17 protein-coding genes and 1 tRNA gene are annotated in these 21,459 nt (G+C 72.5%); 6 read left to right on the top strand and 12 right to left on the bottom strand.

What is annotated here, in order from left to right:
• Positions 1 to 37: 37 nt before the first annotated feature.
• The 4 genes from clpX to ACI6QG_RS00760 all read right to left on the bottom strand — a co-directional run bounded on the left by clpX (position 38) and on the right by ACI6QG_RS00760 (position 3,695).
• On the bottom strand, positions 38 to 1,294 hold the full coding sequence (gene clpX / locus ACI6QG_RS00775; protein WP_407022650.1) for an ATP-dependent Clp protease ATP-binding subunit ClpX: 1,257 nt from the start codon (positions 1,292 to 1,294) through the stop codon (positions 38 to 40).
• A gap of 121 nt (positions 1,295 to 1,415) precedes the next feature.
• Positions 1,416 to 2,063: an ATP-dependent Clp endopeptidase proteolytic subunit ClpP gene (gene clpP / locus ACI6QG_RS00770; protein WP_407022649.1), complete on the bottom strand. Its 648-nt coding sequence runs from the start codon at positions 2,061 to 2,063 to the stop codon at positions 1,416 to 1,418.
• 178 nt (positions 2,064 to 2,241) lie between these two features.
• On the bottom strand, positions 2,242 to 3,564 hold the full coding sequence (gene tig / locus ACI6QG_RS00765; RefSeq protein WP_407022648.1) for a trigger factor: 1,323 nt from the start codon (positions 3,562 to 3,564) through the stop codon (positions 2,242 to 2,244).
• A 46-nt stretch (positions 3,565 to 3,610) separates the two neighbouring features.
• Positions 3,611 to 3,695: transfer RNA gene (locus tag ACI6QG_RS00760), tRNA-Leu, on the bottom strand.
• 71 nt (positions 3,696 to 3,766) lie between these two features.
• Here ACI6QG_RS00760 and ACI6QG_RS00755 point away from each other — a divergent pair.
• Positions 3,767 to 4,312, top strand: a complete 546-nt coding sequence (locus ACI6QG_RS00755) for a DUF1643 domain-containing protein (protein WP_407022647.1) — start codon at positions 3,767 to 3,769, stop codon at positions 4,310 to 4,312.
• A 49-nt stretch (positions 4,313 to 4,361) separates the two neighbouring features.
• Here ACI6QG_RS00755 and ACI6QG_RS00750 read toward each other — a convergent pair whose 3' ends face one another.
• Both ACI6QG_RS00750 and ACI6QG_RS00745 read right to left on the bottom strand, forming a co-directional pair.
• Positions 4,362 to 4,634 (bottom strand): YMGG-like glycine zipper-containing protein, encoded by a 273-nt coding sequence (locus ACI6QG_RS00750; RefSeq protein WP_407022646.1) that lies wholly within the window; start codon positions 4,632 to 4,634, stop codon positions 4,362 to 4,364.
• Between the two features lie 17 nt (positions 4,635 to 4,651).
• Entirely contained in the window at positions 4,652 to 5,056 is a 405-nt protein-coding gene (locus ACI6QG_RS00745; RefSeq protein WP_407022645.1) for a Rap1a/Tai family immunity protein, read from the bottom strand.
• A gap of 198 nt (positions 5,057 to 5,254) precedes the next feature.
• Here ACI6QG_RS00745 and ACI6QG_RS00740 point away from each other — a divergent pair, with 198 nt between their 5' ends.
• On the top strand, positions 5,255 to 6,079 hold the full coding sequence (locus ACI6QG_RS00740; RefSeq protein WP_407022644.1) for a hypothetical protein: 825 nt from the start codon (positions 5,255 to 5,257) through the stop codon (positions 6,077 to 6,079).
• A 106-nt stretch (positions 6,080 to 6,185) separates the two neighbouring features.
• Here the strand turns inward: ACI6QG_RS00740 and ACI6QG_RS00735 are convergent, their stop codons facing one another.
• Positions 6,186 to 8,588, bottom strand: a complete 2,403-nt coding sequence (locus tag ACI6QG_RS00735) for a 1-deoxy-D-xylulose-5-phosphate synthase N-terminal domain-containing protein (protein ID WP_491630710.1) — start codon at positions 8,586 to 8,588, stop codon at positions 6,186 to 6,188.
• 76 nt (positions 8,589 to 8,664) lie between these two features.
• On the opposite strand from ACI6QG_RS00735, the gene ACI6QG_RS00730 reads away from it, so the two are divergent.
• Both ACI6QG_RS00730 and ACI6QG_RS00725 read left to right on the top strand, forming a co-directional pair.
• Entirely contained in the window at positions 8,665 to 9,036 is a 372-nt protein-coding gene (locus ACI6QG_RS00730; RefSeq protein ID WP_407022643.1) for a hypothetical protein, read from the top strand.
• 81 nt (positions 9,037 to 9,117) lie between these two features.
• A complete protein-coding gene (locus tag ACI6QG_RS00725; RefSeq protein WP_407022642.1) occupies positions 9,118 to 10,023 on the top strand; it encodes a DUF305 domain-containing protein in 906 nt (301 codons plus the stop codon).
• Positions 10,024 to 10,286: 263 nt separating this feature from the next.
• On the opposite strand, the gene ACI6QG_RS00720 is transcribed toward ACI6QG_RS00725, so the two are convergent.
• Both ACI6QG_RS00720 and ACI6QG_RS00715 read right to left on the bottom strand, forming a co-directional pair.
• Positions 10,287 to 11,675, bottom strand: coding sequence for a malonyl-CoA decarboxylase (locus tag ACI6QG_RS00720; RefSeq protein WP_407022641.1), 1,389 nt, complete (start codon positions 11,673 to 11,675; stop codon positions 10,287 to 10,289).
• A 23-nt stretch (positions 11,676 to 11,698) separates the two neighbouring features.
• On the bottom strand, positions 11,699 to 13,093 hold the full coding sequence (locus ACI6QG_RS00715; RefSeq protein ID WP_407022640.1) for an NAD(P)H-hydrate dehydratase: 1,395 nt from the start codon (positions 13,091 to 13,093) through the stop codon (positions 11,699 to 11,701).
• A gap of 36 nt (positions 13,094 to 13,129) precedes the next feature.
• Between ACI6QG_RS00715 and ACI6QG_RS00710 the strand changes: the two genes are divergently transcribed.
• Both ACI6QG_RS00710 and ACI6QG_RS00705 read left to right on the top strand, forming a co-directional pair.
• On the top strand, positions 13,130 to 14,440 hold the full coding sequence (locus ACI6QG_RS00710) for a sulfite oxidase (protein ID WP_407022639.1): 1,311 nt from the start codon (positions 13,130 to 13,132) through the stop codon (positions 14,438 to 14,440).
• Positions 14,440 to 14,754, top strand: a complete 315-nt coding sequence (locus ACI6QG_RS00705) for a hypothetical protein (protein ID WP_407022638.1) — start codon at positions 14,440 to 14,442, stop codon at positions 14,752 to 14,754. Before ACI6QG_RS00710 ends, ACI6QG_RS00705 begins: the two co-directional genes overlap by 1 nt.
• Here ACI6QG_RS00705 and ACI6QG_RS00700 read toward each other — a convergent pair.
• From ACI6QG_RS00700 to ACI6QG_RS00690, 3 genes are all read right to left on the bottom strand, one after another.
• Positions 14,751 to 17,060 carry a xanthine dehydrogenase family protein molybdopterin-binding subunit gene (locus ACI6QG_RS00700; RefSeq protein WP_407022637.1) on the bottom strand — a complete coding sequence of 770 codons (2,310 nt, stop codon included), beginning with the start codon at positions 17,058 to 17,060 and terminating at the stop codon, positions 14,751 to 14,753. The two genes, ACI6QG_RS00705 and ACI6QG_RS00700, sit on opposite strands and share 4 nt — an antisense overlap.
• Before the next feature lie 62 nt (positions 17,061 to 17,122).
• Complete coding sequence (locus ACI6QG_RS00695; protein ID WP_407022636.1) at positions 17,123 to 20,260, bottom strand: efflux RND transporter permease subunit; 3,138 nt, start codon at positions 20,258 to 20,260, stop codon at positions 17,123 to 17,125.
• Positions 20,260 to 21,432, bottom strand: a complete 1,173-nt coding sequence (locus ACI6QG_RS00690; protein ID WP_407022635.1) for an efflux RND transporter periplasmic adaptor subunit — start codon at positions 21,430 to 21,432, stop codon at positions 20,260 to 20,262. The genes ACI6QG_RS00695 and ACI6QG_RS00690 overlap by 1 nt, the downstream gene beginning before the upstream one ends.
• Positions 21,433 to 21,459 lie beyond the last annotated feature (27 nt).

Genomic DNA, 21,459 nt, shown 5'->3' with positions numbered 1-21,459 from the left:
TGGTCATGCGCGGCCCCGGATTCCAGGGCCGCACGCATCACCCCGCGCTCTGCTCGGCGGGCTTCTCGGTGTAGGTGAACAGGGGCTGGGCGCGGTTCTCCGCCACTTCGCGGTTCACCACCACCTCGTCCACGTCGGGCATGCCGGGCAGCTCGAACATGGTGGACAGCAGGATCTGCTCCATGATCGAGCGCAGGCCGCGGGCGCCGGTCTTGCGCTGGATGGCGCGCATGGCCACCGCCTTCAGCGCGTCCTCCGTGAAGGTGAGCTTGGCGCCCTCCATCTCGAACAGGCGCTGGTACTGCTTCAGCAGCGCGTTCTTCGGCTTGGTGAGGATCTCGATGAGCGTGCGCTCGTCCAGGTCCTCCAGCGTCGCCACCACCGGCAGGCGGCCGATGAACTCGGGGATCAGGCCGAACTTCAGCAGGTCCTCCGGCTCCACCTCGCGCAGGATGGCGCCGGTGCGGCGCTCGTCCGGGTCGCGGACCTCGGCGCCGAAGCCGATGCCCGAGCCCTTGCCGCGCGCGCCGATGATGCGCTCCAGCCCCGCGAAGGCGCCGCCGCAGATGAACAGGATGTTGGAGGTGTCCACCTGCAGGAATTCCTGCTGCGGATGCTTGCGCCCGCCCTGCGGCGGCACGGAGGCCACCGTGCCCTCCATGATCTTCAGCAGCGCCTGCTGCACGCCCTCGCCCGAGACGTCGCGGGTGATGGAGGGGTTGTCCGACTTGCGGGAGATCTTGTCGATTTCGTCGATGTAGACGATGCCGCGCTGCGCGCGTTCCACGTTGTAGTCCGCCGCCTGCAGCAGCTTGAGGATGATGTTCTCCACGTCCTCGCCGACGTAGCCGGCCTCGGTCAGCGTGGTGGCGTCGGCCATGGTGAAGGGCACGTCGAGGATGCGCGCCAGCGTCTGCGCCAGCAGCGTCTTGCCCGAGCCGGTGGGCCCGATGAGCATGATGTTGCTCTTGGCGATCTCGACGTCGTTGTTCTTCTGCCCCGCCGCCAGCCGCTTGTAGTGGTTGTGGACCGCGACGCTGAGGACCTTCTTCGCGTGGTCCTGGCCGATCACGTAGTCGTCGAGGACCTTGCAGATCTCCTTCGGTGTCGGCACGCCGTCGCGCGTCTTCACCATGTGCGTCTTGTGCTCCTCACGGATGATGTCCATGCAGAGCTCGACGCATTCGTCGCAGATGAACACCGTCGGGCCCGCGATCAGCTTGCGGACCTCGTGCTGGCTCTTCCCGCAGAAGGAGCAGTAAAGGGTGTTCTTGCTGTCGCCAGACTTGCTCATCGCCACTCCTCGCGCCCCCGGCGGGCGGAACGTCCCGCAGCCGGGGCGCGTTGGTGCCATTCTAGACCCCCGGGGGCCCCGGGGGAAAGGGAACGTCCGCTCACGGGACGTTCCCAGAACATCAGACCTTGGGGGCCTCGGCCGCCGCCGGAAGCGGGCGCTGCGCCACCACTTGGTCAATGAGGCCGAAGGCCAGCGCCTCCTCGGCAGACATGTAGCTGTCGCGCTCCAGCTTGGCCTCGATGGCCTCCACCGGCTGGCCGGTGTGCTTGACGTAGATCTCGTTCAGGCGCCGGCGCAGCGTCAGGATCTCGCGCGCCTGGATCTCGATGTCCGTCGCCTGGCCCTGCGCGCCACCGGAGGGCTGGTGCACCATCACCCGCGCGTTGGGCAGGGCGAAGCGCTTGCCGTGCGCGCCCGCCGTCAGCAGCAGGGAGCCCATGGAGGCGGCCATGCCGATGCACACCGTGCTGACCGGGGAGCGGATGTACTGCATGGTGTCATAGATCGCGAGGCCCGCGCTCACCACGCCGCCCGGCGAGTTGATGTAGAACGAGATCTCCTTGTTCGGGTTCTCGCTCTCCAGGAACAGGAGCTGGGCGCAGAGGAGCGACGACACCTGGTCGTACACCGCGCCGGTCAGGAAGATGATCCGCTCCTTCAGCAGGCGCGAATAGATGTCGTAGGCCCGCTCGCCGCGGCTGGATTGCTCCACCACCATCGGAACCAGCGAGTTGTTGTAGACTTCGACCGGATCGCGGTCCCGCATGACTGTTCTTCCCCTTGGGGTCGCCCGCCCCGGGATGGGCGCGGGCGGCGGGCGGCACCGGCGAATCCTGCCCGGCGAACCGTCCTCCGAGGGGCAGAATGTGGGCGTTCCGGGGTTAAAGAAAACCCCCATGCGGCACGGGGCCGCATGGGGGCGAAGCGTCAGCCCGGCGGCGGGGTCACTCCCCGGCGGCGGCCTTCTGGATCTCCTCCGGGGTGGCGTCCTGGGTGTCCACCTTGGCCAGCTCCAGCATGAAGTCCACCACCTTCTCCTCGAAGATGGGCGAGCGCAGGTTCTCCATGGCCTGCGGGTTCTTCTGGAAGAACTCGAAGACCTGCTTCTCCTGGCCTGGATAGCGCGCGACCTCCTGGCGCAGCGCGTTGCCCAGCTCCTCGCGCGTCACCTCAATGTTGTTGGTGCGGCCGATCTCCGCGATCAGCAGGCCCAGGCGGATGCGCCGCTCGGCGATGCCGCGGTACTCGGCCTTCAGGGTCGCCTCGTCCTTGCTGGCGTCGTCGCCTTCCAGCTTGCCGGCCTTCATGTCGGCCTCCACGCGCTGCCAGATCTGGGCGAACTCGTTCTCCACCATGCCTTCCGGCACCGGGAAGCTGGCCTGGTCGGCCAGGGCGTCCAGCAGCTTGCGCTTCACCGCCATGCGGGCGCCGGCGTCGTACTCGGCCTGCAGCATCTCGGTGATGCGCGCGCGCAGGGCGGCCATGTCGTCCAGGCCCATCTTCTTGGCGAACTCGTCGTCCTGCGCGGGCTTGGCGTAGACCTTCAGCGCCTTGGCGGTGACGGTGAACTCGGCCGCCTTGCCGGCCAGCTCCTTGGCGCCGTACTCCTCCGGGAAGGTCACGGAAACCACGCGCGTCTCGCCGGGGGCCATGCCTTCCAGCTGCTCGGTGAAGCCGGGGATGAAGCCGGCACCGGCGACCTCGATGGGCATGTCGTTGGCGGCGCCGCCGGGGAACTCCTCGCCGTCGATGCGACCGACGAAGTCGCAGACCAGCACCTCGCCCTTGGCGGCGGCGCGGCCCTCGGTCTCCTCCAGCGAGGCATTGCGGCGGGCGATGCCGTCCAGCGCCTCCTGCACCGCGGCCTCGGCCGGGGTGGCCTTCAGCCGGGTCAGGCTGATGGCGGCGAAGTCGGGCATCGGGATCTCGGGCAGGATCTCGACGTCCATGCGGAACTCGAGGTCCGTGCCCTCGGCGAAGTTCACCAGCTCGATCTTGGGCTGCAGGGCCGGGCGCAGGTTGTTCTGCTTCACCACCTCGCCCTGCGCCTCGTTCACCGAGGCTTCCAGCACCTCGCCCATCACGGCCTGGCCGTAGCGGGCCTGCACCACCTTGGCGGGCACCTTGCCGGGGCGGAAACCGGGGATGCGCAGGTCCTTGCCCAGCTCCGCCAGGCGCTTGTCCTTCTGCGCGGCGATGGCGGCGGCCGGCACCACCACGCTGTAGGCCCGCTTCAGACCCTCGTTCGCAACCTCGGTGACCTGCATGGCCTGCACTCTTTCCGTCTCGTCTGTGGCTGGCGGCCCCGGGGCGTGGTGCGGACGGAGGGACTTGAACCCCCACGGCTTGCGCCACTGGAACCTAAATCCAGCGTGTCTGCCAATTCCACCACGCCCGCGCCTTGGCCGCGTTCCCGGCTGGAAGGGCGGCGTCTAGACCGGAATCGCCCCTGCGCCAAGACTGCGGCGCATGTCCGACCCCCATGACCCCGGCGGCAAGGTCCGCCTGCGTTTGGCGCCCGACGTCGCCTCCGCCGCCGAGTTCTCCGCCGACCGCCGCCACCGCTGGTGGCTGGAGCGGCGCTGGGACGGCCTGCCGATGGGCGCCCCCGGGGTGGCGGCGGTGATCGGCATGAACCCCTCCACGGCGGATGAGGACGCCGACGACCCCACGGTGCAGGGGGTGATGTGGCGCGCACGCCACCTGTGGGGCTGCGGCGGCTGCGTCATGCTCAACGCCTTCGCCTACCGCGCCACCGACAAGTCCCGCCTGCTGGAGGCGGCGGACCCGGTGGGGGCGGGCAACGACGCCGCCATCCTGCACCACGCCCGCCGCGCCGACCCGCTGGTGGTGGCCTGGGGCCAGCCGCCGAAGCCGCTGGCCTGGCGCGGCGCGCAGGTGGCGGCGCTGCTGGCCGGGCTGCGGCCGCTCTGCTTCGGGGTGAATGGCGATGGCTCGCCCAAGCATCCCCTCTACCAGAAGCGGACCGCGCCCCTGCTGCCCTGGCAAGCCTAGCGGGCCTGGGCGCGGCCCGCCGGGTGACTGCCCGGCGCGGCCTGCCGTCCTACTGCCCAGCGCGGCCCGCCGCGACGCCCTGCTCGAACGACCGCTGGCGCGCGCGGGAGTGCTGGTCCCAGGCGAAGCCGCCGGCGCCGCCGGCCGCGGCGCCGATCAGCGCCCCGGTGCCGGCATTGCCGGAGATGGAGCCGATGGCCAGCCCGGCCAGCGCGCCACCGGCGGCGCCGCCGCCGATGCGCTGGGTGGTGGGGCTGATCTGCCGCGGCTCGTCGCAAGCGGCGAGCAGCAGCAGCGGGGCGGCGAGGAACAGCTTCTTCATGGTCGGTTCCCTCCGGTTCAGCGGCGGCGCGCCGGGGCGGGCGCGGCGCAGGGATAGGTGGCGGCGGCGAAGCGCAGCACGCCCTCGGCCGCGCGCTCGTTCAGGCGGTCGGGGTTGGCGGCGGCCCAGGCGGTGAAGGCGGCCTGCAGCCCCTCCAGCGTCGGCGAGGGCTCGGGCAGGCAGAAGATCGGCCGCAGCCGGGCCTGTGCGGTCATGATGGAGTGATACTGCCCGATGCCGACGAAGACGCCGCGGCAATAGCCGACGGCGCGCAGGCTGTCGGCGTCGTCGCCCGCGGCGCCGCACAGCGCGGCGAGGGTGCCGGTGGTCAGCGCCGGGACAGGACCGGCGCTCTGCGCCGCGGCCGGGCCGGCGGCGGCCAGCAGCGCGAGGCCGCCGGCGAGGAGGGTTCGGATGCGCATGGCTGTTCTCCCGTTGGACGCCCCCAGCTTAGCGCGGTGCGTGACCTTGCCGGATGGTCAGCCCGTCCATGGCTTCGGCTGGGCGTCCGCCATCGTTGCGATGTCGGCATGAAGCCATCCAGGATCGGTGCGTTGCCCACCGCGCAACGCCGTCGAGGCCCGGCAACCCGCCGGCTTCGCCCAACAGAATGGAAGGCCATGACGATGTCCGAGATCCGTTCCGTCCCTCCGCGGCCCTGGCGCCACAGGTTGCGCGGCCTCGCGCTGGCGGCAGCCGTTCCCGTGCTGGCCGCGGTCCCGACGCCCTCCCAAGCGGCGATCCTCAGCTTCTTCGGGTTCGGCTTCAGCAAGAACGCCTACTACAAGGAGGCGCAGTACTGGGTCAGCAAGGCCGGGGACGTCCTCGGCCTCGTGGGTGTCATCGCGCCGCCGGCGGCCAGCCTGGGGGCCGTCATCAGGACCGGCGCGGTGATCGCCCGCGTCATTGATCCGCCGGCCACCACCATCATCTCCGGGCGCGCGACCATCGCCCTGTCTCCAGGCGAGACTTTCGTCCAGGGTGGGTGGTACGGTGAATTCGGCGCTGACCCGTTCCTGCCGGCGCCGTCCGTGGGCAGCCTCACCCTCAGCCAGACGCTGCTGCAGGCGGACTGCAACCCCACCATGCTCAGCTGCGGAACCAACTACGACGCCATGACCCACACGGTGGTGATGGAGTTCGACTGGGGCAGCCCCGGCTTCACCCCGACCCTCAACCTTGACGCCTCCGGGCACTTCAACTTCGCCGCGGTCTACACGCTCTCGGACGCTGCGAACGTGCCCTTCGGCATGGTGGGCACCCACGCCGACGTCCTGGCCCTGGGAACCGCCGCCCCGACCTACATGCTCTGCAACAGCGGCTATTGCGGCAGCATTCCCGTGCCAGGACCGAGCAGCTGGGCGGTGCTGGTTGCCGGGCTGGCCGGTCTGGCCATGGCGACGCGGCGCCGCCAGCAACTCCCGCCAGGCGCCACGCCGGCCTGAGCGGTCCGCGCCCGGGCGGGGCGCCGCACGCCGGCAGAAGGGCCCTCGGTCCCGTCTGCCGGCGCTCCGAAGTCCACGCAGCAGGCCGCCTCCAGGAAATGCGCGTTCAGCCCAGCAGCAGCTGCGCGCAGGCATCCAGGATCGCCGCCTCGTCCAGCCCATATTCGCGGTAGAGGTCCGGCAGGTCGCCGGCCTGGCCGAAGCGGTCCACCCCCAGCGCCGCGACGCGCTGCCCGCGCACCGCGCCCAGCCAGTCCAGCGCGGCCGGGTGGCCGTCCAGCAGGGTGACGATGCCCGCGCCAGGCGCCAGCGGCGCCAGCAGCGCTTCGACATGCGAGGGCGCCGCGCCGGGGCCGGAGCGCGCGCGGCGCCGGCTGTCCAGCCAGCCCTGGTGCAGCCGGTCGGCGCTGGTGACGGCCAGCAGCCCGGCGCCCGGCTCCTCCTCCTGCAACTCGGCGAAGGCGGCCATCGCTTCCGGCGCCAGCGGCCCCTGGTAGGCGATGGCGATGCGCGCGCCCGGTGCCGGCGCCACCGCCCAGTAGCCGCCGGCGATCACCGCCGCCGGGTCCAGGCTGCGCTCCGGCTGCTCCAGCGCGCGGGTGGAGAGGCGCAGCCACACCGAGCACCCGTCGGGCGCCTGCATGTGCGCGAAGGCATGGCGCATCAGGATGGCCAGCTCATCGGCGAAGGCGGGCTCGTAGGCGTGCAGCCGGTCCTGCGCGATGCCGATCAGCGGCGTGTTGACCGATTGGTGCTGCCCGCCCTCCGGCCCCAGCGTGATGCCCGATGGCGTGGAGACGAGCAGGAAGCGCGCATCCATGTAGCAGCCGTAGATCAGCGCATCGAGGCCGCGGTTCACGAAGGGGTCGTACACCGTGCCGACCGGCAGCAGCCGCGCGCCATACAGGCTGTGCGCCAGCCCGCAGGCGGCCAGCACCAGGAACAGGTTCTGCTCGGCGATGCCCAGCTCGATGTGCTGCCCTTCGGGCGACATGCCCCAGCGCTGGGCCGAGGCCAGCTTGCTGTCGCGGAACACGTCGTTCTTCTGGTGGCGGTCGAAGATGCCGCGCCGGTTCACCCAGGGGCCGAGGTTGGTGGAGACCGTCACGTCCGGGCTGGTGGTGACGATGCGCGCGGCCATCTCCGCGAACTCCCCCTCCCCGCGCCCGATGCCGGACAGGATTTCCCCGAAGGCGGCCTGGGTGGACAGCTTGCGCGCCGCCGGCACCGGGAAGGCGGCGGGCACGTGCAGCGCGGGCGCTTCCAGCCGGCGCCCGGCGGGCGTCAGCGGCGTGGCGAAGGGGGCGGCCTCCACCAGGCGGCGCAGCTCCTCGGCCGGGAAGGGGAGGCCCTCGAAGGGGTCCCATTCATGGCCGGGGCGGATGTTCATCTCGGCGCGGAAGCCCTCCATCTGCTCCCTGGTCATCAGCCCGGCGTGGTTGTCCTTGTGGCCGGCGAAGGGCAGCCCCATGCCCTTGATGGTGTAGGCGATGAAGCAGGTGGGCTGGTCGCCCTCGGCGTCCTGGGCGCGGAAGGCCTCCAGCAGCGTCTCGACGTCGTGGCCGCCGAGGTTGGTCATCAGCGCCGCCAGTTCCTCGTCCGTCAGCGGGTCGAGGATGGCGCGCACCGCCTCGTCGCGGCCGAGTTCCGCCAGCAGGGCGTTGCGCCACGCGGCACCGCCTTGGAAGGTCAGCGCGGCGTAGAGGCTGTTGGGGCAGTCATCGATCCAGCGGCGCAGCGCCTCGCCGCCCGGGCGCCCGAAGGCCGCCTCCAGCCGCTTGCCGTACTTGAGGGTGACGACGTTCCAGCCCATGTCGCGGAACAGCCCCTCGATGCGGCCGAACAGGCGGTCCTGCACCACGCTGTCCAGGCTCTGGCGGTTGTAGTCCACCACCCACCAGACATCGCGGATGTCGTGCTTCCAGCCTTCCAGCAGGGCCTCGTAGATGTTGCCCTCGTCCAGCTCGGCGTCGCCGACGATGGCGACGTGGCGGCCGCGCGGCAGCCCCGGCGGCGCCAGCTCCTTCAGCCGCACGTAGTCCTGCACCAGCGCGCCGAAGGAGGCGAGCGCCACGCCGAGCCCGACCGATCCGGTGGAGAAATCCACCTCCGCCCCGTCCTTCACGCGCGAGGGATAGGGCTGGATGCCGCCGAACTGACGCAGCGTCTCCATCCGCGCGGCGTCCTGGCGGCCGAGCAGCAGGTTGATGGCGTGGAACACCGGCCCGGCATGCGGCTTCACCGCCACGCGGTCCGCCGGCCTCAGCACCTCCAGGAACAGCGCCGTCATGATGGAGACGCAGGAGGCGCAGGAGGCCTGGTGCCCGCCGACCTTCAGCCCGTCGCGCGAGGGGCGCACGTGGTTGGCGTGGTGGATCATCCAGGATGAGAGCCAGAGCAGCTTGCGCTCGATGGCGTGCAGCAGCGCGATGCGGCGGGCGGGGTCCGCTTCGCCGATGGCGGGAACCGGCGTGATGGCGCTGCGGACCGGCGGCAAGGTGGGCTTCATGCACGTCCTCCTCCGGCGATTCCTTGCATGCCGGCGCGGCGCGCGCCATATCGCCCGCGAGCAGGAAGGCTTGGTCATGCAAGGGCCGCAGCAGATCGCAGGTGTCGCTCCAGGCTGGACCAGCCTGCGCCGCCTGCTGTCTGGCCTGCTCGCCGCCGCGGTGCTGGCGCTCTCCATCGGCATGGCGCTGCCCGCGCTGGCTGCGCCTTCCGTGCATGAGGCACCCTGCGCCGCCGATGGCCACCACGCGCCGCCGCCTGCGGACATGCCGCAGGGCCGCCTGCCCTGCCAGGGCATCGCGTGCACCGCGGTGATGCCGGCGCTTCCGGCGCCGGTCTGGCGCCTCGTCCTGCCGGCCGTGCCGGCGGGAATCGCGCCCTCGCCCGCTGCCGCGCCTGCGGGGCGCGACGTGCCGCCCGCGCTGCGCCCGCCGCAGCGCGCGGCCTGACGCACCCGCACCCCTCCACTTTTCCTTTCCATGCGGTCCGGCCAGCGCCAGGCGGCGCGCGGGCCATCGGAACCCTCGACCATGACACATGACCCTTGCCGGCGCCTGCCCGCGCTCTGCGCGGCCGCGCTGCTGCTGGCCTTCCCCGCCCGCGCCCTGGAGATCGAATCCTTCGACGCCGCCATCGGCACCGTCCAGACGACGCTCTTCGTCCGGCAGGATGCCGCCGTGCAGCGGGCGGACCGCGACTACGTGGCCAGCATGCGGCCGCACCATGCCGGCGCCCTGACGATGAGCCGCGACTACCTGGCCAATCCCGGCCGCTCGTCGCCGCTGCTGCAGCAGCTGTCGCGCGCCATCGTCGCCAACCAGGCCTTCGAGATCGCCGTGCTGGACGAGGTGGCGCGCAACCTGTCCCTGCCGCCGGTGCGGCTGCCCCTGGGCGTGGCGCTGCAGCCGGTGGCCACCGCCAACCTGCAGGGCAGCTGGCGCTTCTTCAAGACGCCGATCCCGGCGCCGCCCGCCTGGGCGGTGAGCCCGGTGAGCGAGGAGGACGTGCGCTTCGCCAAGGCGATGATCATCCACCACGAGGCCGCGGTGGAGATGGCGCGCGCCTACCACGCCGAGGCGGCGGCGCGGAACCCGTTCCTGCACCGCATGAACACCGACATCGTCACCGACCAGCTGCAGGAGATCGCGCTGATGCGGCTGGTGATCGCGGCCTTTCCCGGCGACCCGGGCGCCGTGACGGTGGATCCCTCGATGGTGCACGGCATGGAGGGGATGAGCCATGGCGGGCACCCGCCCGCGCCTCCTGCCGCGGCGGGAAGGCACGAAGGCCACGCGGCGGCCGCGCATCACGGCCACGCCACGCCCGCCGCCGCCCGCCCGAGCCCGGTGCGCCCGCCGCAGCGAGGCCCTGCCAGGGCCGCGCATGGCCACCACCCCCCTGCCAGGGCACATGACCACGGCGCCCACCGGCATTGAGCAGCGCGCTTCCCTTCCCAGGGGAACGCGAAGCCTGGCGCGCCTGCTGAGCCTGCTCGCCCCGCCGGCGGCGAGGTGACGGCCGGCAGGGTGCGCTTCGCGGTCACGCGGCGGGGAGCGCGGGCGGCCCGTTCCGGCTGGTTGGACCGGCGGCACGGGCCGCCGCCCTGCTGGCGGCCCTCTGGCCGCCACCACCCCGCGCGGCGCCTGCCGTCGCGCGCCTCGCGGGTCGCCCGGGGGATGGCCCCCGGGCGCCGCGGGACTCACCCCCGTGCGAGCTTTCGCAATCCCGGCGCGAGGGCCCGCTTGCCCTCGCCCGCATAGGCCTCGTGGTTGTCCTCGATCGCCTCGGGGTCGTACAGGTAGTTCACCATCAGCCCGGCGCTTTCGCGGCGGCCCTTGGGGCTGGTGTCGGCGCGCCAGTTGATGCGCTCGATGCGCGCGCCGTTGCTCAGGTGGAAATGCGCCACCGGGTCGGCGGCGCGCTTCGGGTTGCGGCCGGCTTCCAGCGCCAGGTAGCGCAGGCACAGGCGGCACAGCACCGACTCCAGCGCCTTGAGCGTGGCCGCGTCCCACTCCTGGCGCGCCAGCAGCATCTGCAGCGCCGCCAGCCCGCCGGTCCCGGCCGCCGCGCCGGCGGCGGCGCGCAGGGCCTCCGCCTCCTCCTCCGTCAGGCGCGAATCATCCTGCCGCTCCAGCCAGCGCATGAAGCCGGGGATGGGGGACAGCGTGGCGAACTGCTTGAGGCCGCGGAACTCCTGCCCCAGCACCTCGACCACGCGCTTGATCAGGAAGTTGCCGAAGGCGATGCCGTCCAGCCCGCGCTGGCAGTTGTTGATGGAGTAGAAGATGGCGGTGTCAGCCTTGGCAGGGTCCATCACCTCCGCCTTCGGGTCCAGCAGGGCCTGCACGGAGCCGGCGAGGCCCTTCACCAGCGCGATCTCCACGAAGATCAGCGGCTCGGCCGGCATGCGGGGGTGGAAGAAGGCGTAGCAGCGGCGGTCGCTGTCCAGGCGGTTCTTCAGGTCCTCCCAGCTCTCGATGCGGTGCACCGCCTCGTAGCGGATCAGCTTCTCCAGCAGGGCGGCGGGGCTGTTCCAGTCGATGCGCCGCAGCTCCAGGAAGCCCACGTCGAACCAGGAGGCGAGGAGGCCCTTCAGGTCGGCCTCCAGCGCCTGCAGCAGCGGGTCGCCCTCCATCACCGCCAGCAGGTCCTCGCGCAGGTCCACCAGCAGCTTCACCCCGTCGGGGATGGCGGTGAACTGCATCAGCAGCTTCACCCGCGGCGATTCGAGCGCGCGGCGCAGGGTGACCTTGGCGGCCGCCTTCTCCGCTCCCTCGGCCGCCTTGCTCCAGGCGGCGATGGCCTGCTGCACCTGGGCGGGGTCGGCGTCGAAGCCGGCCAGGGTGCGCAGGAAGCTCAGCTTCTCGGCCTCCGGCAGGGCGCGGTAGGCGGCGGCGAGCTGGGCGGCGCGGGCGCGGGCCGAAACCTCGCCGCCGCGGGCGGCCAGGCAGGCGGCCATCTGCTCCGACACCGTCAGCGCCTCCTCGCGCCGGGCCACGTAGTCCGCCATGTCGCGCCACAGGCCGGTGACGCGCTTCAGGGCGCGGTCCACCAGGGTTTCGGGCATGGTCAGGACGGCATCGGACATCGCAGGGTCTCCCGGGGCTTCCTTCATAACATGGAAACACGCGGAAACGCCGCGTGAAAGTATGCGGGCAGGTCCTCCGCCAGCAGTCCCGGCCCGGCGCTGCGCGCCGCCGCCGCGTGCCACGCCGCCGCGGCGCAGGCGGCGCCGAGGGGTTCCATGCCCTGCGCCAGCAGCGCCGCCGCCATGCCGGCCAGCACGTCGCCGGTGCCGCCGGTGGCCAGCCATGGGGGCGCGCCCTGGTTGATCGCCACGCGGCCATCGGGCGCGGCGATCACCGTGTCGCTGCCCTTCAGCAGCACCACCGCGCCGGAAAGCGCCGCCGCGCGCCGCGCCGCCGCCAGACGGTCCTCGCCCATGGGGCCGAACAGCCGCGCGAACTCGCCCGCATGCGGCGTCAGGATGGCGGCGCCGCGCAGCCCTTCCGGCGCACCGGCGAAGGCCGAGAGCGCCCCGGCATCGGCCACCAACCGGCGGCCGGCCGCCAGCAGCGCCGCGAGTTGCGCCCGCGTGGCGGCGTCCGGCGCCAGGCCGGGCCCGGCCAGCACCACCACGCGCCCGTCCAGCTCCGTCGCCGCGCCGCGATGCACCAGCGTGCCGGGCTCCGCCACCGCCAGGGCGCGGGCCAGGGCGGCGTCCTCCGTGCACAGGGTCGCCAGCCCGGCGCCGGCGCGGCGGGCGGCGCGGGCCGCCAGGATGGCGGCGCCCGGCATCGCGCCGGCCAGCACCGCCACGTGGCCGCGCGCGTGCTTGTGGCTGTGCGGCCCCGGCCGGGGCAGCTCCCATTCCCCGTTGGCGAAGGTGGCGGGGCGGATGGCCCCCAGCACCGCCCGCGGCAGGCCGATGTCGCGCAGCAGCACCTCGCCGCACCGGTCGCGGCCCGGGTTCAGCAGGTGGCCCGGCTTGCGCCAGGCGAAGGTGACGGTCAGCGCCGCCTGGGGCGCGAAACCGCGCACCGCGCCGGTGGCGCCGTCCACCCCGCTGGGCACGTCCACCGCCACCAGCGGGGCGCGCGCTGCGGCCAGGGTGTCGGCCACCAGCCCCTCGACCGGGCGGGACAGGCCGGCGCCGAACACCGCGTCCAGCACCAGCCCGGCGCGCGCCGCCTCCCGCGGCGCGAAGGGGCGGACCGGGCCGCGCCAGCGCGAAGCGGCGCCGGCGGCGTCGCCCCCCGGCGGGGCCAGCGGCGCCACCGCCACGTCCCAGCCCGCGCGCTCCAGGTGGCGCGCCGCGACGTAGCCGTCGCCGCCATTGTGGCCCGGGCCGGCCAGCACCAGCAGCGGCACGGGGCGGAAGCGCGCGCGGATGGCCAGCGCCACCGCGCGCCCGGCGGCTTCCATCAGCGCCGGGCCGTTGCCGGCCAGGGCGTCGGCGCGCGCCATCTCGGCCGGTGTCAGAAGGGGTTCCAAAGCGGCGTCCATCCACCGCATGATGCGCGCAAACGGAGGAACACGACCATGCGCGAACGCAGCATCCAGGAGCTATACGCCGACGACCCCGAACGCGCGGACGCCCTGGCCTTCGGGCGGCGCGGCGCGCTGAAGGGCGCGGCGCTGGCCGCCATGGGGGCGACGCTGGGCGCGGCCATCCCCTTCGCCCGCCACATGCCGCAGGGCCACCTGCCCGCCCTGCTGGCGCGCCCCGCCGCCGCCCAGGGCGCCGCGCCGCCCGTGCTGCGGATGGACGGCAAGGCCGACCTCATCCTGCAGGGCGACCGCCCCCTGGTGGCCGAGACGCCCGAGCACCTGCTGGACGAGGCGGTGACCAGCACCCGCAACTTCTACATCCGCAACAACGGCCAGATTCCCGAGCCCTTCTCCGCCGACCCCGACACCTGGCGCCTGTCCATCGAGGGCGAGGTGAACACGCCGCTGAACCTGACGCTGGGGGAGCTGAAGTCCCGCTTCCCCGTGGTCACCCGCCAGTTGCAGATGGAGTGCGGCGGCAACGGCCGCGCCTTCTTCGCGCCGCAGACGCGCGGCAACCAATGGGGCAACGGCGCCATCGGCAACGCCGAGTGGACCGGCGTGCGCCTGCGCGACGTGCTGCAGGCCGCCGGCCCCAAGCCGGGCGCCGCCTTCACCGGCCAGCGCGGCAACGACCCGCACCTGTCCGGCGCCACCGACCGCGCCGCCATCGACCGCGGCATGCGGCTGGCCAAGGCGATGGACGAGGACACGCTGATCGCCTGGGCGATGAACGGGCAGCCGCTGCCGAACATCCACGGCTTCCCCTTGCGGCTGGTGGTGCCGGGCTGGCCTGGCTCTCTCAGCCCCAAGTGGTTCACGCGGCTGGTGGTGCTGGACCGGCCGCACACCGGGGCGGGCATGGGCGGCACCTCCTACCGCGTGCCGACGCGGCCCATCGTGCCCGGCAGCAGCAGCAACGGCGCCGACTTCGCCGAGATGGAGAGCATGCCCGTGCGCTCCATCCTGTCCTCGCACGCGCACGGCTCCCGCCTGCCCGCCGGCACCCGCGCGCTGGACCTGCGCGGCGCCGCCTGGGCCGGCGACCTCACGGTGCGCGCCGTCCACGTCAGCACCGACTACGGCGCCACCTGGCAGGAGATGCAGCTGGCCGCGCCCGCCAACCGCCACGCTTGGCAGCGCTGGCAGGGCCGCGTCGCCCTGCCGGCGGATGGCTACTACGAGGTGTGGTACCGCGCCACGGACAGCGAGGGGCGGATGCAGCCGCATGCCGCCGCCAACTGGAACCCGCAGGGCTACGGCGCCAACCCGGTGTCGCGCGCCGCGATCCTGGTGGGCTGATGCGCGCCTTGCTGCTGGCCCTGGCCCTCGCCGCCCCCGCCTGGGCGGCGGAGCCGGAGGAACCATCCGTCCTGCCCGCCGGCCCGGGGCAGGAGGAAACCTTCTACGCCTGCACCGCCTGCCACAGCACGGCGATCATCCGCCGCTCGGCCTTCGACCGCGCGCGCTGGGACGGGTTGATGGACTGGATGACCGAGGTGCAGGGCATGCCGAAGCTGGAAGGCGAGGAGCGCCGCGTGATCGTGGACTACCTGGCGCAGCATTTCGGCCCGCGCGCCAACCCGGCGCGCGGGCGCAACCCCTTCCTTCCCTAGGCCGCGTTCACGGCCTTCCACACCATCTCGGGCGTCGCGGGCATGTCGATGCGCGCGCCGCCCAGGGCATCCACCAGCGCGTTCACCACCGCGGGCGGGCTGCCCACCGCGCCGGCCTCGCCCGCGCCCTTCACGCCCAGGGGGTTGGTCTCGCAGGGGACCTCGATCAGGTCCACCTCGATCTCCGGCAGGTCCTCGGCGCGCGGCAGGGCGTAGTCCATGAAGCTGGCGCTCAGCAGCTGGCCGCTCTCGGGGTCGTAGGCGGTGCGCTCCATCATCGCCTGGCCGATGCCCTGCGCCACCCCGCCATGCACCTGCCCGCGCACGATCAGCGGGTTCAGCGCGTGGCCCACGTCGTCCACCACGATGTAGCGCGGGATGGCGACGTGCCCGGTCTCCGGGTCCACCTCCACCTCGGCGACGTGGCAGCCATTGGGGAAGGTGTGGGCGTCGATCTTCGCCGTCTCCAGCGCGTCCAGCAGCAGCGTGTCCTCCCCCGCCGCCACGCGGGCGCGCTGGCGGGCCGCCACCTCCAGGATGCCCATGCCGCGGTCGGTGCCGACCACGCCGAAGCGGCCGCCGGCGAACTCGATGTCCACCTTGGCGGCCTCCAGCAGCTCGGCCGCGGCCTCCTTGCCCTTCTCGATGACGCTGGCGGTGGTGACCAGGATGGCCTGCCCCTCGGAGTAGAGCGAGCGCGCGCCACCGGTGCCGCCGCCCTCGGGCAGGGTGTCGCTGTCGCCCTGCCTGATGCGGATCTTGTCCAGCGGCACGCCCAGCTCGTGGCTGGTCAGCATGGCGTAGGCGGTCTCGTGGCCCTGCCCCGTGCTCTGGGTGCCGACATAGACGTCCACCATGCCGTCCTCGGCGAAGACGACCTTGGCGTTCTCCGTCGGGCCGCCGCCGGTGGCCTCCAGGTAGTAGGCCAGGCCGATGCCCCGCTTGCGCCCGCGCCGGGCGGATTCTGCCTGCCGCGCCGGGAAGCCGGCCCAGTCCGCCTTGGCCAGGGCGGCGTCCATCACGCGCGGGAAGTCGCCGCTGTCGTAGCGCTGGCCGATGGCGGTGACGTAGGGCATGCGCGCCTGCGCCACCATGTTGCGGCGGCGCAACTCGATGCGGTCCATCCCCAGCTCGCGCGCCGCTTGGTCAATCAGGCGCTCCACCAGATAGTTGGATTCCGGCCGCCCGGCGCCGCGGTAGGCGTCCACCGGCACCGTGTGCGTCATGATGCCCAGCACCCGGGCATGGATGGCCTGGAAGTCATAGACGCTGGCCAGCACCTTGGTGCCCGCCCCGGTGGGGATGAAGGGCGCGAAGGTGGACAGGTAGGCGCCCATGTTGGCGTGGTTGCGGGTGCGCAGCGCCAGGAACCTGCCGTCCTTGTCCAGCGCCAGCTCGCCCAGGGTGATGTTGTCGCGGCCGTGGGTGTCGCTCAGGAAGGCCTCGGTGCGCTCGGCGGCCCACTTCACCGGGCGGCCCACCTGCCGGGCGGCGATGGCGCACAGGGCGTATTCGGCATACAGGTAGAGCTTCATGCCGAAGCCGCCGCCGACGTCGGGCGTCACCACCCGCACCTTCTCGGGCGGGACCTTCAGCACGGCGTTGGCCAGCAGCCCCTTCACCAGCCAGGAGCCCTGGGTGCCGGCATGCACGGTGAACTGGCCGGTGGCGCCGTCGTACTCCGCCGCGCAGGCGCGACCTTCCATGGAGGCGACGACGACGCGGTTGTTCACCACCGTCAGCCGGGTGACGTGCGCGGCCTGCTTCACCAGCTCCTCGGCCTTGGCGGCGTCGCCGGCCTCCCAGTCGAAGCAGGTGTTGCGCGGGGCGCTGTCCCACACCTGCGGCTGGCCATCCTCGTGCGCCACCGCGAGGTCGGTGACGGCGGGCAGGATGTCGTACTCCACCTCCACCGCCTCGGCGGCGTCGCGGGCGGCCTGGGCGGTCTCGGCGACGATGAAGGCCACCGGGTCGCCCACGTGGCGCACCGTGCCGGTGGCCAGCGGCAGGCGCGGCGTGTCGGCGCGCGGGGTGCCGTCGCTGTTCTTGAGCGGGATGACGCAGGGAACCTCGCCGATGCCGGCGGCGCGCAGCTCCTCGCCGGTGATGACGGCCAGCACGCCGGGCATCGCGCGGGCGGCCGTGGCGTCGAGGGAGACGATGCGCGCGTGGGCGTGCGGGGAGCGCAGCACGTGGCCGCGCGCCGCGCCCTCCACCTGCACGTCGTCGGTGTAGCGCCCATGGCCCAGCAGCAGCCGCGGGTCCTCCACGCGGCGCAGGGACTGGCTCAGGCCGAACTTCGCCATCGGGACTTCCTCCAAACCTCTCGCCCCATCATCTGACGGCGCGGAAGGATTTGGGAAGGGGGTCAGTGCGCCGGCGTGGCCCTGGCCCCGAACATGCCCTTCACGCGTTCCCGCAGCCCCTGGAAGGTGACGTAGAGCATGGGGATGATGAAGATGCCCACGAAGGAGGCCGCCAGCATCCCGCCGAACACCGGCAGCCCGACCGCCTGGCGCGACAGCGCCGCCGCCCCGGTGGCGATGATGAGCGGCACCAGCCCCAGGATGAAGGCGAGCGAGGTCATCATCACCGCGCGGAACCGCATGCGCGCCCCCGCCACCGCGGCCTCGCGCAGCGGCATGCCGGCCTCGCGCTGCTCCTTGGCGAACTCCACGATCAGGATGCCGTTCTTGGCGGCCAGCGCGATGAGCACCACCAGGCCAATCTGGGCGTAGACGTCCAGCGGCTTGCCGGCGAGCACCAGCGCCAGGAAGGAGCCGAGCCCGCCCACCGCGACCGAGAGCAGCACCGGCACCGGGATGGTCCAGCTCTCATACAGGGCCACCAGGAACAGGTAGGCGAACAGCAGCGACAGCGCAATCAGGATGCCGGTCTGCCCCGCCGCCTGCTTCTCCTGGTAGGCGGTGCCGGTCCACTCGAAGCCGAAGCCCTGCGGCAGCGCCCGGGCCGAGACCTCCTCCATCGCCTGCAGCGCGTCGCCGGTGGAGATGCCGGGACGCCCCTGCCCCAGCAGCGTGACCGAGCGGAAGTTGTTGTAGCGCTGGATGGTCTGCGGCCCCACCACCACGCGCACGTTGGCGAAGGCAGCCAGCGGCACCATCTGCCCGCGCGAGTTGCGCACCTGCAGCCGCCACAAATCGGGCAGGTCGTCGCGGTCGGATTCCACGCCCTGGATGTTCACCTGCCAGGTGCGGCCAAACAGGTTGAAGTCGTTCACGTAGATGCCGCCCAGCGTGGCCTGCAGCGTGGTGAACACGTCGCTGATGCGCACGCCGAAGGCCTGGGCCTTGTCGCGGTCCACGTCCAGGTAGAGGGAGGGCGTGGTGGGCGAGAAGGTGGAGAAGACGCCCACCAGCCGCGGGTCCTGGTTGGCGGCGACCATCATCCCCAGCATGGCGCCGCCCAGCTGCACCGGGTCGCGCCCCTCGTAGTCCTGCAGCTGGTACTCGAAGCCGCCGCCGGTGCCCAGGCCGAGGATGGGCGGCACGTTGAAGGCGAAGACGTTGCCGGCGCGGAAGCCCTGGGCGAAGCCGAACACCTGGCCGATGGCGGCGAAGACGCTGGCCTGCGGCGTGGTCCGGTCCTCGAAGGGCTTCAGGCGGCCGACGATGAAGGCCGAGTTGGACTGCGCGCCGCCGTCGATGAAGGAGAAGCCGATGACCTCCAGCACGTTCTCCATCGCCGGGTTGGCGCCGATGGCGGCCGCCACCTGGGCCGAGGCGGCGGCGGTGCGCGCCACGCTGCTGCCCTGCGGCATCTGGATCTGCGCGAAGAAGGCGCCCTGGTCCTCGTTGGGCAGGAAGCCCTGCGGCGTGCGCTTGCCCAGCACCATGATGCCGAAGCCCAGCGCCGCGGTGATCACCAGCGAGAGCACGGCGAAGCGCACCAGCCGCGCCACCACCCAGGCGTAGCCGTCGCGCACCGCGTCGATGGAGCGCAGCACGTACTTGATGGGCCCGCGCCGCGGCCCGTGATGCGGCTTCAGCACGATGGCGCAGAGCGCGGGCGAGAGGGTTAGCGCGTTGATGGCCGAGATCACCATCGCCACGCTGATGGTGACCGCGAACTGCTGGAACAGCACGCCGGAGACGCCGGGGATCAGCCCGATCGGCACGAAGACCGAGAGCAGCACCAGGGTGATGGCGATGATCGGCCCGGTGATCTGCCCCATCGCCTTCAGGGTGGCCTGGGCCGGAGTCAGCTCCGGCTCGGCCTCCATCACCGCCTCGACGTTCTCCACCACCACGATGGCGTCGTCCACCACGATGCCGATGGCCAGCACCATCGCCAGCAGGGAGATGGTGTTGGCCGAGAAGCCCACCGCCAGCAGCACCGCGAAGGTGCCGATCAGCGAGACGGGGACGGCGATGGTGGGGATGATGGTGGCGCGCAGCGAGCCCAGGAACAGGTAGACGACGATGACCACCAGCACGAAGGCCTCGAGCAGCGTCTTGATGACCTCGTGCATGGTATCCAGCACGAAGTCGGTGGTGTTGTAGATGATGGTGTGCCGCACCCCCTGGGGGTAGCGCGCGGCCATGCCGTCCAGCACGCCGCGCACGGTGGAGGCCACCTGCACGGCGTTGGCGCCGGGCGACAGGTAGACGCCCATGGTGACGACGCTGCGCCCGTTCAGCCGCGCCTCCACGTCCAGGTTGGCCGCGCCCAGCTCCACCCGCGCCACGTCGCGCACCCGCAGCGAGGAGCCGTCGGGGTTGGCGCGGATGACGATGTCGCCGAACTGCTCGGGCGTGACCAGGCGGCCCTGGGTCTGGATGTTGAACTGGAAGGACTGGTCGTCGCTGATGGGGCGGGCGCCGATGCGCCCCACCGCCGCCTGGACGTTCTGCGCCTGGATGGCGGCGATGATCTCGCCGGGCGTGACGCCCAGGTTGTTCAGCCGGTCCACCTCGTACCAGATGCGCATGGAGTAGTCCTGCGAGCCGAACATCTGCACGTCGCCCACGCCCGGCGTGCGCCGCAGCGCGTCGAGCATGTTGATGGTGACGTAGTTGGAGACGAAGAGCGGCGTGTGCTCCGGGTTCTCGCTGGTCACGCCCAGGAACATCAGCACGGCGGAGGACTGCTTGCGCACCGTCACGCCCGCGCGCTGCACCTCCTGCGGCAGCCGCGCGAGGACGCCCTGCACCCGGTTGTTGACGTTGACCGTGTTGATGTCGGGGTTGGTGCCCAGCGCGAAGGTGACGGCCAGCGAGTAGGAGCCGTCATTGCCGCTGTTGCTCTTCATGTAGAGCATGCGGTCGGAGCCGTTCACCGCGCCCTCGATCAGCTGGGCCACGGTGCTTTCCACCACGGCGGCCGAGGCGCCGGGGTAGCGCGCCGTGACCTGCACCACGGGGGGCACGATCTCGGGGAACTGGGCCACCGGGATGCGCGTGAGCGAGAGCAGCCCCGCCAGCGTCAGCACGATGGAGATGACGATCGCCAGCCGCGGCCGGCGCACGAAGACGGCGGAGATCATCAGCGCGCCCCGGCGGCCGGGGCACCTTGCGGCGGGCGGCCCGGCGGCGCGCCGGCCGGCTGCGGCGTCACCGGCGCGCCGGGACGCACGCGCTGGATGCCGTCCACGATGACGCGGTCGCCCTCCGCCACGCCCTGCTCGATCACCGCGGATTCGGGGGTGGAGCGGCCCAGGCGGATGTTTCGGCGCTGGGCGGTGTCGCCCTCGCCCACCACGAACACGAAGAAGCCCTGCTGGTCCTGCGCCACGGCGGCGCGCGGGATGACGATCGCCTGCACCGGCTCGGCGCCTTCCAGCAGCACCGTGAGCAGCTGGCCGTCGATCAGCCGCCGCGCCCCGGGCTCGCCGGACCGCGCGCCCTCCCGCAGCGGGTTGGGGATGGAGGCGCGCACCAGGATGCTGTCGGTGTCGCGGCCGATGGTGGTGTCGATGAAGTCGATGCGCCCGGCCAGCGGGTAGACGCTGCCGTCCACCAGCCGCACGCGGATGCGGATGGCGTCCGCCCCGCCGCGGCCCTCGAAGCGCTGGCGCAGCTCCAGCGCCGTGCGCTGCGGGATGGTGAAGGCCACGCGCATCGGGTCCTGCGAGACGATGGTGGCCAGCGGGTCGGGGCTGGCGGGGCTGACCACGTTGCCCGGCGTGTAGAAGGCGCGGCCGATGGCCCCGGCGATGGGCGCGGTGATCTCGGTGTAGGCCAGGTTGATCTCGGCGGTGCGGACCTGGGCCTGGGCGCCCAGCAGCGCGGCGGCGGAGGTGCGCTCCTGCGCCTGGGCGTTGTCCAGCGCGGCCTGGGTGCCGGCGCCGGTGGAGCGCAGGTCGCGCGCGCGGGCCAGCACGACGCGGGCATTGGCCAGCTGCGCCTCGGCCGAGGCGACGTTGGCCTTCGCCTGGTCCAGCGCCGCCTCGAAGGGCGCGCGCTCGATGCGGAACAGCGGGGCGTTCTCCGCCACCTCGGTGCCCTCGGTGAACAGGCGCTGCTCCAGGAAGCCGGTGACGCGGGCGCGGATATCCACGCGGTTGATGGCCTCGATGCGGCCGATGAACTCGGAGGATTCCGTCACCGGCTGGCGGCGCGCCTCGACGAAGCCCACCGCCGGCGGCGGGCCGCCCTGCGGCATCTGGGCCAAGGCCGGGCCGGCGCCGAGCGCCAGCAGCAGCACGAGCTTCTTCATGGTGGGAGACTGCCTTCCTTCAGGGAG

Source organism: Sabulicella flocculans (assembly GCF_045449635.1).
GTDB lineage: Bacteria > Pseudomonadota > Alphaproteobacteria > Acetobacterales > Acetobacteraceae > Roseococcus.
The sequence above is the reverse complement of the archived record's forward strand: the minus strand, read 5'-3'. Positions and strand labels throughout refer to the sequence as shown.

Excerpts from the sequence above, each read along its gene's own strand:
- clpX (WP_407022650.1), bottom strand. The coding sequence starts at position 1,294 with ATGAGCAAGTCTGGCGACAGCAAGAACACCCTTTACTGCTCCTTCTGC.
- clpP (WP_407022649.1), bottom strand. The coding sequence starts at position 2,063 with ATGCGGGACCGCGATCCGGTCGAAGTCTACAACAACTCGCTGGTTCCG.
- tig (WP_407022648.1), bottom strand. The coding sequence starts at position 3,564 with ATGCAGGTCACCGAGGTTGCGAACGAGGGTCTGAAGCGGGCCTACAGC.
- ACI6QG_RS00755 (WP_407022647.1), top strand. The coding sequence starts at position 3,767 with ATGTCCGACCCCCATGACCCCGGCGGCAAGGTCCGCCTGCGTTTGGCG.
- ACI6QG_RS00750 (WP_407022646.1), bottom strand. The coding sequence starts at position 4,634 with ATGAAGAAGCTGTTCCTCGCCGCCCCGCTGCTGCTGCTCGCCGCTTGC.
- ACI6QG_RS00745 (WP_407022645.1), bottom strand. The coding sequence starts at position 5,056 with ATGCGCATCCGAACCCTCCTCGCCGGCGGCCTCGCGCTGCTGGCCGCC.
- ACI6QG_RS00740 (WP_407022644.1), top strand. The coding sequence starts at position 5,255 with ATGACGATGTCCGAGATCCGTTCCGTCCCTCCGCGGCCCTGGCGCCAC.
- ACI6QG_RS00735 (WP_491630710.1), bottom strand. The coding sequence starts at position 8,588 with ATGAAGCCCACCTTGCCGCCGGTCCGCAGCGCCATCACGCCGGTTCCC.
- ACI6QG_RS00730 (WP_407022643.1), top strand. The coding sequence starts at position 8,665 with ATGCAAGGGCCGCAGCAGATCGCAGGTGTCGCTCCAGGCTGGACCAGC.
- ACI6QG_RS00725 (WP_407022642.1), top strand. The coding sequence starts at position 9,118 with ATGACACATGACCCTTGCCGGCGCCTGCCCGCGCTCTGCGCGGCCGCG.
- ACI6QG_RS00720 (WP_407022641.1), bottom strand. The coding sequence starts at position 11,675 with ATGTCCGATGCCGTCCTGACCATGCCCGAAACCCTGGTGGACCGCGCC.
- ACI6QG_RS00715 (WP_407022640.1), bottom strand. The coding sequence starts at position 13,093 with ATGGACGCCGCTTTGGAACCCCTTCTGACACCGGCCGAGATGGCGCGC.
- ACI6QG_RS00710 (WP_407022639.1), top strand. The coding sequence starts at position 13,130 with ATGCGCGAACGCAGCATCCAGGAGCTATACGCCGACGACCCCGAACGC.
- ACI6QG_RS00705 (WP_407022638.1), top strand. The coding sequence starts at position 14,440 with ATGCGCGCCTTGCTGCTGGCCCTGGCCCTCGCCGCCCCCGCCTGGGCG.
- ACI6QG_RS00700 (WP_407022637.1), bottom strand. The coding sequence starts at position 17,060 with ATGGCGAAGTTCGGCCTGAGCCAGTCCCTGCGCCGCGTGGAGGACCCG.
- ACI6QG_RS00695 (WP_407022636.1), bottom strand. The coding sequence starts at position 20,260 with ATGATCTCCGCCGTCTTCGTGCGCCGGCCGCGGCTGGCGATCGTCATC.
- ACI6QG_RS00690 (WP_407022635.1), bottom strand. The coding sequence starts at position 21,432 with ATGAAGAAGCTCGTGCTGCTGCTGGCGCTCGGCGCCGGCCCGGCCTTG.